This is a genomic window from Agriterribacter humi, from assembly GCF_009192765.1.
Classification (GTDB): Bacteria; Bacteroidota; Bacteroidia; order Chitinophagales; family Chitinophagaceae; genus Agriterribacter; species Agriterribacter humi.
Genome location: NZ_VOHQ01000002.1, coordinates 308,838 through 320,794 on the forward strand (window position 1 = coordinate 308,838; position 11,957 = coordinate 320,794).

At 44.6% G+C, this 11,957-nt stretch carries 8 protein-coding genes; 5 read left to right on the forward strand and 3 right to left on the reverse strand.

What is annotated here, in order from left to right:
• Positions 1–134 precede the first annotated feature (134 nt).
• Genes FRX45_RS04495 through FRX45_RS04505 form a run of 3 tightly spaced genes read right to left on the reverse strand, consistent with a single transcriptional unit; the run spans position 135 to position 5,597 of the window.
• Complete coding sequence (locus FRX45_RS04495; RefSeq protein ID WP_226804952.1) at positions 135–3,365, reverse strand: error-prone DNA polymerase; 3,231 nt, start codon at positions 3,363–3,365, stop codon at positions 135–137.
• Complete coding sequence (locus FRX45_RS04500; RefSeq protein ID WP_152267206.1) at positions 3,362–4,864, reverse strand: Y-family DNA polymerase; 1,503 nt, start codon at positions 4,862–4,864, stop codon at positions 3,362–3,364. The genes FRX45_RS04495 and FRX45_RS04500 overlap by 4 nt, the downstream gene beginning before the upstream one ends.
• A 1-nt stretch (position 4,865) precedes the next feature.
• Entirely contained in the window at positions 4,866–5,597 is a 732-nt protein-coding gene (locus FRX45_RS04505) for an ImuA family protein (protein WP_152267207.1), read from the reverse strand.
• Between the two features lie 982 nt (positions 5,598–6,579).
• On the opposite strand from FRX45_RS04505, the gene FRX45_RS04510 reads away from it, so the two are divergent.
• The 5 genes from FRX45_RS04510 (at position 6,580) to FRX45_RS04525 (ending at position 11,492) form a co-directional block, all read left to right on the forward strand.
• Entirely contained in the window at positions 6,580–9,300 is a 2,721-nt protein-coding gene (locus FRX45_RS04510) for a DUF6797 domain-containing protein (protein WP_152267208.1), read from the forward strand.
• A 507-nt stretch (positions 9,301–9,807) separates the two neighbouring features.
• Complete coding sequence (locus FRX45_RS04515) at positions 9,808–10,689, forward strand: AraC family transcriptional regulator (protein WP_152267209.1); 882 nt, start codon at positions 9,808–9,810, stop codon at positions 10,687–10,689.
• A 110-nt stretch (positions 10,690–10,799) separates the two neighbouring features.
• A complete protein-coding gene (locus tag FRX45_RS23180) occupies positions 10,800–10,985 on the forward strand; it encodes a hypothetical protein (RefSeq protein ID WP_193311580.1) in 186 nt (61 codons plus the stop codon).
• A gap of 158 nt (positions 10,986–11,143) precedes the next feature.
• Entirely contained in the window at positions 11,144–11,299 is a 156-nt protein-coding gene (locus FRX45_RS23185) for a sodium:solute symporter family transporter (protein WP_193311581.1), read from the forward strand.
• The gene (locus tag FRX45_RS04525) at positions 11,292–11,492 is read left to right on the forward strand and encodes a hypothetical protein (protein WP_152267211.1); all 201 of its coding nucleotides are present in this window, start codon (positions 11,292–11,294) and stop codon (positions 11,490–11,492) included. The genes FRX45_RS23185 and FRX45_RS04525 overlap by 8 nt, the downstream gene beginning before the upstream one ends.
• Positions 11,493–11,957: the final 465 nt, after the last annotated feature.

An 11,957-nucleotide genomic window follows, 5' to 3' on the forward strand; every position in this document is an offset into this window, starting at 1 on the left:
TGAGATGTCTTTTCATACCTTTTAGCTTACCAATGCATTTATAGAAAGAATGCGGTTTTATGAATTTTTGAAATGCAAGCCAGTAAAGGTTTTTAATATATAAAAAGTCTCCATATGTAAAATGGTTCACAGTGCTACCTGAAATTTCGTCCGTCGGGGATCACTTTTTCCTGCGCCCTTTCACGCGGCTGTGATCTTTTATCAAGACCCGGCGGCAATGATTTTTCGTCAGGGTAGGCAAGGGTCAATACCGGCAGATTTTCATTGTTAGAGGGCGTGAGTTTTCGGAGCAACCGGGAGAAATTGTAACAGCTCCTTACGATCACGTGGATCACTTCACCTTCGATCTGCAATACACCCTCTACCATGATCAGGCGCGACTGCAAAATTTCCTTGCGGAACTTTTCAAAAAGATTTTGAAAAACAACTAAGTTAGCAACACCCGTCTCATCTTCAATGGTCATAAAACAAATTCCGCTGGCCGTTCCAGGTCGCTGTCGCACGAGCACCAACCCCGCAACCTTTACTGCATCTCCATCCTTCCCGTTTGCAAGCGCAGCAGTAGACAGGATATGCAACTGGTCCAGTTGTTCTCTCACAAAACGCACCGGGTGCGCTTTAAGTGAAAGCGATGTGCTCGCATAGTCATGGATCACATGTTCGGATATACTCATTTGTGGAAGCGCCACTTGTTCGGCCTGGGGCTCGGACGGCTGACCGGCAAAAAGCGCTACCGGCCGGTCTTTGGTGGAGACCTCCCACAATGCCTGCCGCCGATCCAGTCCAATGGACCGGAAAGCATCTGCATCGGCTAATTTTTCTATTGCTGCTTCCGGCAAACCGGTATTCCTGATCTCATTGATATGGCTATATCCATTTCCTCTTTTGGCTATTAATATAATAATATCATTCTCCCTCAATCCTTTTACCTGCCGCAATCCCAGCCGTAGCGCACAATACTTACCCGATTTTTCTTCCAGCAGGTTATCCCAGGTGGAGTAATTAACATCAACAGGTCTTACTTCAACCCCATGTTTCCTTGCATCAATGACGATTTGGGCAGGCTGGTAAAATCCCATGGGCATACTGTTGAGCAATGCACAGGCAAATACATCCGGGTAATACCATTTGAGCCAGGACGATACATATACCAGGAGTGCAAAGCTTGCCGCATGGCTTTCAGGGAACCCGTAACTGCCAAAGCCTTCCAGTTGTTTGAATACCCGTTGTGCATATTCAAGGGAATAGCCGTTTTTGGTCATACCTTCTGTGAGCTTTTTTTCAAAATGCGTCACCATGCCTTTGGCCTTGAATGTGGCCATACTGCGCCGCAACTCGTCTGCTTCCGCCGGTGTAAAGCCGGCAGCCACAATGGCGATCTTCATCGCCTGTTCCTGGAACAGGGGAACACCTAAGGTGCGGCCTAAAATCTCTTCCAGTTCCTTTGAAGGGTATTCCACCGGTTCTTCTCCATTGCGCCGCCGCAGGTAGGGATGCACCATGTCGCCCTGTATCGGCCCCGGACGCACAATCGCTACTTCTATCACCAAATCATAAAACGTGCGCGGCTTTAGTCTGGGCAGCATAGACATCTGTGCCCGGCTTTCGATCTGGAAAACGCCAATGGTATCTGCGTGACAGATCATCTCGTATACGGCAGGATCATCCTGTGGTATATTGGCAAGGGTAAGGTTTAACCCGTAATGCAGCTTTGCTTTATCAAATGCTTTGCGGATACAGGTCAGCATACCGAGGGCCAGCACATCAATTTTTAAAAACCCGAGCGCGTCAATATCATCCTTGTTCCATTCAATGCAGGTTCGGTCTTTCATCCTGGCATTGAGGATCGGGCAAAGGTCAGACAGTTTTCCATCTGTTATCACAAAGCCTCCGGTATGCTGTCCCAACTGGCGCGGGAATCCCATGAATTCCCGGGTAAATTGCAAAACCTTGCGCAGGTGTTTGTCCTGGGGATTCAAACCCTGCTCCTCAATCCGTTTGCCCTCGAACCATTCATCGGTAAATTCCCAGATGGAACCGGATATCCGGTTGATGGTATCTACCGATAACCCCATCGCCTTTCCTACGTCACGGATAGCGCCTTTCTGGTGCTGTTGGGTTACCGTAGCCACAATGGCTGCCCGGTCGCGCCCGTACTTTTGATAAATGTATTGCATCACCTCTTCGCGCCGTTCATGTTCAAAATCCACATCAATGTCCGGCGGTTCATTGCGGGCCGAAGAAATAAAACGTTCAAACAGCAGATCAAATTTAGTAGGATCCACCGAAGTAATACCCAGGCAATAACATACCGTGGAATTGGCGGCAGACCCGCGGCCCTGGCAAAGGATATTTTGTTCACGCGCAAAACGCAAAATGTCATAAACCGTCAAAAAATATTCGGCGTACTGCATCTCTTCCATAAATGTCAGTTCATAGTGAACAGCATTCGATATTTTCTCGGGGATACCTTCAGGATACATCTGCCTGGCGCCCTGCCAGGCTAACCAGGTGAGCTCCTCCTGTGGTGAGCGTCCTGCTGTCGTGATCTCTTTGGGATAGCGGTATTTTAATTCCGAGAGAGAGAACTGGCAGGCGGCTTCAATGTGTTTTGTTTGTTGGATAGCATCGGGGTACTGCCGGAACAACCGTTGCATCTCGCTGGTTGTTTTCAGGTACCGTTCTGCGTTAGGATGCAATCTAAAGCCCGCATTGTAAATGGTACATTTTTCCCGCACGCAGGTAACAATATCCTGCAGTTCCCGGCGCAAAGGATGATGATAGTGCACGTCATTGGTCGCCACCATCGGCACTTTATAACTAACGGAGAGTTGATATAAACGATAAAGCTGTTTGGCATCATCACCCCGGTAAGAGCGTGTGGCAGCGATGGACAAATCACCTTTAAATACTTCACTGCACGCTTGCAATTCTTGTTTGAATTTGGAATCAAAATCAAAGCGTTCGTTTAATTCAGTAGGAGGGAGCAGAATAAATTGTATACCACCGGCCACTTCGAAAACATCGTGCTTGTACAGATGACATTCACCTTTCTCGGCCCGGATATTTCCCCTGGTGAGTAAATTAGACAGCTTCGAATAGGCGGCATTGTTAGTAGGATATGCCAGCAGGCTCGGACCGTCTAAAAGGTCCAGTCTGCAGGCGGGGATCAATCTGATGTTTTTCTTTTTAGCGGCAGCATGTGCCCGGACGATCCCTGCAAAGCTATTGCGATCGGTAATTGCAATGGCGCTATACCCGTATGCGGCTGCCTGCTCCACCAGTTCTTCGGGATGGGAAGCACCACGCAGAAAACTAAAGTTCGATGTTACCTGTAATTCTGTATAGCTCATAACTTTCTTCACGCAAAAAATCCATGTATAAACCACTGGTATGTTTTTTCGCTGTCGTAATGCCCGAGGCGAAACAGCCAGTACCTTTTTCCTTCCTGATCCTCTGCGTAATAATAATCCCGGTGCTGTCCCTGCTCGAACCACCATTCCTGTTCGATACGCTCGGGGCCATCTGCCCTTTTAATAGTATGCAGCTTCCCTTTATACCTGAATAACATGGGCGGGTAATCCGGGATCGGCGCTGTAACTTCAATGCGTTCAGGCCTGGGCAGCAAGTGAATGGGCCGCGGGCGTTTCAGTTCCCATGAACTAGCGGGCGTTTCCTGTAAAGATGTTGCCGGTTTAATGGATCGCTCCGGCCAGTAATGCTCATCCGGTACATACCTGCGAATGGCATTCATGCCGATCCTGCCAGCCAGCCGGTCTATTAGTTCCGATAACCGCAGGTCTTCCAGCCCGCCTGCGCCCTCCCATAATTTTTCCTGGATGGCATAATGATCTTCCACTTTGGGTGCCTGGAGTATAAAAAGCTCAATGCCCAGGTCGGGTTCGATAGTAGAAAGCTTATCTTCAAATAGTTTGAGCAGGTGTCTGGCATTACACGAAGGCCTGTTGGTGCCAATATCAACCTGCTGGGTTTTCCCGTCAACGCGGTAGCCTTTGAAAACAGCCACCCGAAGTCCTTTTTGTTCACGCTGCAATCTGCTGCACAAAGTTTCGAGCAGGCGCTGCAGCGCCATTTCAATCCCTGTCGCTGTCACGATCGGTTCTATGCAGGGCAGCCGTTCGCTGTAGGGAACAATGGGCTGTACCGGTTGAATGATCTCTTCTTCCTGACCCAATGCCTGGTGCAGCCGTGTCATAAAATGCGCTCCGAACCTCCGTTTGAGGGTAGGGTAGGGCATGGTGATAAACTGGCTGATTTCCCGGAGTCCCAGTTTAGTTAATCTTTCAACAGTTTCTGTTTCCAGGCGAAGCGCAGCCGGTGGTAAGGCAAGCAACGCTTCTGTATGCATCCCGCTTTTGACAATGCACGAACCCCGTTCGTAACGGGCGATTGCCCAGGCGGCGCCAATGGTATCGGCGATGGCTAAGCGAACCGAGTAGCCGCGGTCATGAAGTCTTTTTTGTATTTCAGCAAGATAGCGTTCGTCGCCACCCCACAGATGAGCGCACCCGCTAACATCAAGGATAATACCATCAGGAGGATCAATGGCTGCTATCGGTGTAAAGCGGATGCACCACCCGGCAATTTTATAAAGCAACCTTTCAGCAAGTCCTGGCTGGTCATCACGAACCTTCAGACCGGGAAAGATGGCCCTTGCATCGGCAAGCGCCATACCTGCATCAATTCCTTTGGCTTCAGCTACTGCGTTTGCAGCAGTAATGATCATTCTGCCCTGAGATGATGCACTGAGTACAAAGGGCATTTCTTTTAGCCCAGGCTCCCGGAGGGTGAACCAGTCCGTTGTTAAATAGCGGAACCAGATGGAAATAAAACGTCTGCCCATATCACCCGGTTTTTTGTTGCAGTTCGCAAATAATAGATAGGGGCTTTTGCGTGTGGTGAAACTTTCCTTCTGCCCACATCATTTCCCAGGCTCCGGGTTTGCCATTGCGCACTTTAAGGAGTTCTACTTTCCAGCGTGGAAATCCCACACCCGGCAACCCTTCTTCGGGTTCACTGGTCAGAGAACTGATTTGCCAGCGGCAGACAGCGGCGGTGGTAGTGAGATGACGGGGATTGCTTCGAAGGATAAAACCCGTGACCCGGCTTTGTTCAACAGCCAGTTGCAACCGGCGGGAGTTGGTAAAGCTGATTTCGGGGATTTCCGCCACTACTGCGGAGAGCGCACTGCATTTGAGTGCTTCTTCCATCACCCAAAGTTTGTCTTTTTCTTTCGGAACGTCAATAAAAACAACCCGGTCCGCCGTGATACCAAAGCTTTTCAGTGCCGGTGGAAAAATGAAACGCCGGGGACTGATCCACAGCGCAGCACCGCTGTTGCGCATGAGCGACGATAACAGTCCTGCGATAAACCCGCTGGAAGCAGCGGCGTTTTCCGGTCCCCCGGTAAGAAACTCATGGATGGCTCCCAAAGGAAAGCAATTGTTGGGAAATGCATCGTTGATTGTCCCTAATCCCATGTTCGGACTCAATCCATCAGCGGCGGACCTCAGGCCTTGTAGCGGAAGGATATCCTTTTGCAGGCGGGCGATGATATCAGCTTTTGCATCTGTCATGAAAAAAGTCCGGTTGAGAATATTTAATTCTATTTAAACGCATAATTACTAAATTATTTAGTAATGTATTGCATATCTTTTTAGTTATTATACTATAGATTGATCACCAATTCTTTGTCCGTTATTTTGAAAAGTTGTGCGGTCTTGTTTTTTTGTTTTCCAGGCAGCATTTGTAGTACTTCACAGGACAAAATATAAATAGGCTGCACTATCCTGAGCATTGTTTGCAACAGCTATCTTCACACCGGTTTTTCATAGGATATTGGATTTAAAACGGGGAGCATTTCTATGCACCCTTTTTTATTTACGATCACTACTTTCATAAAAAGTGCCCCAATCATAGTACTTTAATTCCCTACGATTAATTCCATTTTTTTTAGCATTTTGGAAAAGTTAATGCCTTTAGCAATGACCGGTTTAAAAATATCACCTTCCCTTTTGATTCGCTCCGGCGCATTATTGATCGTAAAAATCTTTCATTTGTAATCCTTTTTTCCAGAATCCTTCAACAGGGATAGCGCTATGTGGACTCCCTTAAACTTCTGGAATTTAGAGGGATTGTGTCAACGAAAGACGCCACAATAAATATGGGCGCAAGCGCAATCAAATCGGCTCATTGGACTGTCGTTCAAAAAAGAAGAAAACAATCAGGACACAGATGGAGTAATACCGGGACTTAAAGTATGCTCAACCTTCGGATACTGCAATGGACGGTGAGCAAAGGTTGTTATGATCATAAAAAAGCAGCGGCAATTTTAGCTGCACTTAATCGGAAATCGGATGACCGATTAAATTTGCTTAAGTATTTTTGTTAATGTTGTCTATTTTTAGTTGTAAGACAGATCTCCATTTAAAGTGACCCCTTTACAGGGAGCCTATTTTTAAAGCTCTTGAGAATACCCGTTTGTTATTGGGTGAGAGCCGGAAACAACATCAACGTAAGAACAGGATCGGTAAAACACAAAATAAGGTCAACTCCAATATGCAAAAAACAGCATTCAATTTATTAATACTATCAACAGCATTTGCTATCAGTTCGTGTTCTTCTTCTGAAAGATACAAACAGCCCAATGTTAAGTTTACACTCCAGGAATCGCAACTTCCCACGTATGAAAAAAACATTGATCATAGACAACTGATCAGTGATATAGAAAAAGAAGAAGGTTCTATGCATCGGGGTGAACAGATATATGGAACTATCTGCTTTAACTGCCATGGAGATCCCGGTCAAAACGGATCCATTCCCACAGCATTCAAATTCTGGAAAGACACTTTCAAAGTTGGTAATGACCCCTATTCCATTTACCAAACTCTTACCAAAGGATATGGGTCGATGCCTCCTCAACCTATGCTCACCCCTCGCGAAAAATATGATGTCATCCATTTTATCAGGAACAAATTTGTTGCTGAACACAACAAAGGGCAATATTTCAAGATAGACAGTGCTTACCTCGACGGCCTTCCAAAAGGAGATTCAACAGGTCCTAAACCAAAGAAATACGAGCCATGGGCAGAAATGGATTATGGTAATTTCCTTATCAATACATATGAACTGGTTGGTTTGAACCCTCCGCCCCGTGAGCGGTCAGGTGGCGAGGCTCCGCTACCTGATGAGCATCTGGAAGGTAAAAATTTTGCCTATAAAGGCATTGCGATCAGACTGGACAAAGGTAATGGCGGAGTGGCCGCGGGAAAGGAATGGGTAATATTTGACCATGATGTGATGCGGGTTGCGGGCGCCTGGACCGGGAATGAGTTTATCGACTGGGAAGCCATTCTTTTTAATGGTTCGCATAATATTTCTCCGCGAACTGTTGGCGACCTTCAGTTCGAAAATCCTGTGGGACCAGGCTGGGCGGACCCCGAAACAGGTTCTTTTAAAGACGATCGCTTCCTGGCAAGGGACGGCAGGAGGTTCGGCCCCTTATCCCGCAAATGGACGCACTATACGGGACTTTACCAACACAACGACAGGGTGGTCATTTCTTATTCGGTCGGAAACGCAAATGTTCTTGAAACTTTTGGTTCGGAAAAACTGAATAGCCAGTTCGTATTGGTGCGGACACTCAATATTACTCCTTCATCCCGTAAATTAAAAATGAGAATCGCTCCTGACAGCACATCGGTTGCCCTTGTTGGAACAGGTGCAAAACTAAAAATATCCGAAGGATTCAATATTCTTGAAATACCACCATTAACCGCCGTGAAGATCAAATTATTGATATCAAGGGTTACCAAAGAAGAATTAAAAGCGTATGCCCGGAGATCCGCCCACCCTGAATCTCTCGATACTCTTACCAAAGGCGGAAAGGCACGATACCCCGAAAAATTAACTACAATAATCACAAGGGGCGATCAACCAGGCCCGTTCAAAGTTGATATTTTAACGCCTCCGTTCAACAGCGTCTGGAAGAACCAGTTGCGGTTAAGTGGAATTGATTTTACCGCCGATAGAAACAAAGGCGTGGTTTGTTCCACCGATGGAGATGTATGGCTCGTTTCCGGCCTAGCAAAAGATTCAGGAACCTTGTCGTGGCAACGTATCGCTTCCGGCCTGTTTCAACCGCTCGGCATTAAAGTGATCAACGAAGAAATTTTTGTAACCTGTCGCGATCAAATCGTAAAGCTCAGGGATTTTAATGGCGATGGCGAAACGGATTTTTACGAAAGCTTCAACAGCGATCATCAGGTAACGGATCATTTTCATGAGTTTGCAATGGGTTTGCAGGCCGATAAGGAAGGCAATTTATATTATGCCAAAAGTGCACGTCATGCCAGGGAAGCTCTGGTTCCCCAACACGGAACCCTGATCAAAGTAAGCAAAGATGGATTGAAAACAGATATCATAGCTACAGGATTTCGGGCCGCAAACGGAGTTTGTATTAATCCCGATGGGAGTTTTATTGTTACCGATCAGGAAGGTCATTGGAATCCGATGAACCGAATCAACTGGGTTCAGAAAGGCCGTTTCTATGGCAATATGTTTGGTTACAAACCGCCGGCAGATAGTTCCAACGAAGCAATGGAACAGCCGTTGGTGTGGGTTGAAAGGCATCTCGATCAATCACCTTCCGAACTGCTATGGGTTGATAGTAAAAGATGGGGAGCTCTTAACGGCAGTCTCCTGAATTTTTCTTATGGTTATGGCAAAGTGTTTATAGTTCCCCATGAAAAAGTGGGCAATCAAATGCAGGGTGGAATTTTTGAATTGCCTATACCTGCCTTTTCCACCGGTGTTATGCGGGGCCGGTTCAATCCGTATGACGGCCAATTGTATGCTTGCGGTTTGTCGGCCTGGGGATCTACACAAACCCTTCAGTTAGGAGGATTGTTCCGGATCAGATATAATGGAGTACCGGTAATGGTGCCGATTAGCCTGAAAGCTAAAAGGGATGGAATGCAAATAACTTTTGCCAAAAAACTTGATCCTGTAAGCGTAAAGGATATTGCCAATTACAGAATACAAACATGGGATCTGCTACGTTCGAGAAAATATGGTTCCGATCATTATAATGCTAAAGAACTGAAAGTTTCGAAGGCCGAGTTGAGCAAAGACAGAAAGACCCTAAATCTTTATATTTCCGAAATAAAACCTACATGGGTAATGGAGATCGGCTACCAGTTGAAGGACATTGACGGGGAGAAAGTTGAAGGGCTTATCCAGAATACAATATATGATTTAGGGCCCGACCCAATAAAATAAGCAGAAGCAAAAGTAAGAGATCGTTGTGGCGGGACAGGGGCGTAAAGTGATATAATATTCAATGCCTTCGAAAGTTCTGACAGTCGTACGATTTGTTTATAATTAATCAGGCAACTTGGAGATAGCGTGTTTCAAATCCCAGCTAACTAAAAGTTCCTTAGCTTCCGGAGTCCACCGTACTATCTGAATATTACATATAAAATGCAAATCATTCGAAAGGGTAGCTTCCTGCTAATGATTGGAATTGTTTTATTGCCTGAATTTTGAAACGTAAACTTAGCTGTTTAGCAGTTTGGAAGAACCGTATTTTTTATTCCCCATCCATTATTTCAGCCGCACAATATTGGTTTTAAATTATATTTACATTAACATTTTATCGTCCGATAAAAGGATGTTTTTGAATTACATTTAATTAGAAATAAGTAGGATTCGATTAAATAAATGTTTTTTTCATACACCAGACAAACACCGGAAAGCATTTTAGTCAACCCAATATAAAATACATAAATGAAGGTAATTGTATTTACAATCCCTGTAGGTGTTGGTAACTCCTTTCATCTGCAGGAGGATCGTTTACCCTACTTTTATCCTCATTTGCATCGCCACAATGAAATCCAGATCACGTGGGTCATAAACGGAGAAGGGACGTTGATCATTGGAAATACCATGACGCCTTTTACATCCGGGGATCTCTTTGTTATCGGCGCCAATCAGCCCCACTGGTTCAAAAATGATCCCAACTATTTTATCCCAACCAGCCCGCGAAAAATCCACTCGGTAAATATATTTTTTAATCCAACAGGATTCATATCGCATTTGCTTTCATTACCCGAAATGCTCGGTATTAAAAAATTTGTGAGCCAAACCGAACTTGGCCTGCAGGCATCAAAAAGAGATTCGGAAAAGTTGGCTGAACATTTCTTAAAAATCAGGAATAGTTCTGCAGGTTTTCGACTGGCGTATTTTATTGAATTACTGCAGGTAATGGCAAACTTAAAAAAGTGGAAATATCTGTCTGCCGAATCTTTTGAACATGCAATTACAGATAGTGAAGGATTGAGAATGAATGATATTTATCGTTATACGATGGACCACTTTACTGAAATGATTACCCTGGAGCAAATTGCATCTGTAGCGCATTTAACACCACAGTCATTTTGCCGCTATTTTAAGAAACATACTACTAAAACATATATCAATTTTTTAAATGAGGTAAGGATTAATGAGGCCTGCAAAAGATTTATTGAAATGAATTTCGATAATATAGGCAATATTGCTTACCAATGCGGATTTAATAATGTAGTGTCTTTCAATCGCGTCTTTAAAAGTATAATGGGTAAAACACCTAAAGAGTTTATTAAAATTTATCACAAAGAGAGTTCACTTTGAATTGCCCGTAATATCAAAAGCAGAAGAACTTAGTAAAGAATGTGAAATTACTACCGCCAAAAGCATATCACCAGGAGATCAAACTTAGCTAGTTTAGAAAAATTAATTACATGAAAGATTCCGGTATCGGTTCAATAGATTTAATTATAATACTGGCTTACATTATTGGCATTCTGGCAATTGGCCTGCTCAGCGTAAGGAAGAAGAAAATGACCAGCATCAACTATTTTTTGGCCGGACGAAGTTCCAAATGGCCAATTGTAGGCGCTGCTGGGTCTTGCAGCTTCTGGTTATAGCGAAGGATGGGCGTGGGGTAATTTTGAATGGATGGTGTTTTTACATTATTCTGCTGACACTTATATTCGCGCCGTTTTATTTCAAAACCCAAATTGCTACGCTTCCTCAATTCCTGGAAAAACGATATGGACCCGCATCAAGAACATTTGTTGCTTTTATGGGAACCGTTATAGGTGGACTAAAATCGGTTATGTTAACAGAAACGGTACAAACGATTATTCTTATTTCAGGCGCTGTATTACTTACCATTTTTCCCATTCTTGAATTGCCGCGACATGGAATAATCTCTTTTGCATTATTTAAGGATGCTTAAACGCTTCAGACCTAAAACTACCGGTAAAGCGCAGGTGTTTTTGGGTCGTATTGCGGCTGTTATTATAATGATTGCAGCCATGCTTTGGTCGATACAGGGTGGAAATTTTTCCGGCATTTTTGAAGCGATCAATAAAATTGCCGCGGCAATGGCCCCACCTATTACCAACGGTTTTTTTATTGGGGGTTTTTAGTAAACGGGGAACCAAAGAAGCTTCCATAGTAACACTTTGCCTCGGATTTGTGCTTGGCATAATTTCATTTTGTTTTGACTATGTGCCCATCAGTGGCAAAATGTATATAACCAATGATTGGGGTATTCCATTTATGATGCAGGCCTGGTGGCTGTTTTGTTTCAACTGCATTATTTATTACGTTGTTAGTTATTTAACGCCCAGGCCAGATCCCAAAGCAATTGCTGAGTGCACGTGAAAGAGTCCATTTTCTGTACTTACCCAGGGAAAGTTTAAAGGAGTAAAAGACATACGCTTTTTAGCCGGGTTGCTTTTGTTGTTCCTCGCTGTCATGTACAGCATTTTCAGATAATAATTATAAGGACAGGGTTCCGTATTTGATCTGCGTCTGCAAATATTGGCATTTGCAAAGATATATCTGTAGTTCAAATAAAAAGAATATGGATATGAAGTGCAGATAGAAAG

What these genes read in the sequence shown, in the direction of transcription:
- FRX45_RS04500 (WP_152267206.1), bottom strand. Translation starts at nt 4,864, where the DNA reads ATGGGCAGACGTTTTATTTCCATCTGGTTCCGCTATTTAACAACGGAC.
- FRX45_RS04505 (WP_152267207.1), bottom strand. Translation starts at nt 5,597, where the DNA reads ATGACAGATGCAAAAGCTGATATCATCGCCCGCCTGCAAAAGGATATC.
- FRX45_RS04510 (WP_152267208.1), top strand. Translation starts at nt 6,580, where the DNA reads ATGCAAAAAACAGCATTCAATTTATTAATACTATCAACAGCATTTGCT.
- FRX45_RS04515 (WP_152267209.1), top strand. Translation starts at nt 9,808, where the DNA reads ATGAAGGTAATTGTATTTACAATCCCTGTAGGTGTTGGTAACTCCTTT.
- FRX45_RS23180 (WP_193311580.1), top strand. Translation starts at nt 10,800, where the DNA reads ATGAAAGATTCCGGTATCGGTTCAATAGATTTAATTATAATACTGGCT.
- FRX45_RS23185 (WP_193311581.1), top strand. Translation starts at nt 11,144, where the DNA reads ATGGGAACCGTTATAGGTGGACTAAAATCGGTTATGTTAACAGAAACG.
- FRX45_RS04525 (WP_152267211.1), top strand. Translation starts at nt 11,292, where the DNA reads ATGCTTAAACGCTTCAGACCTAAAACTACCGGTAAAGCGCAGGTGTTT.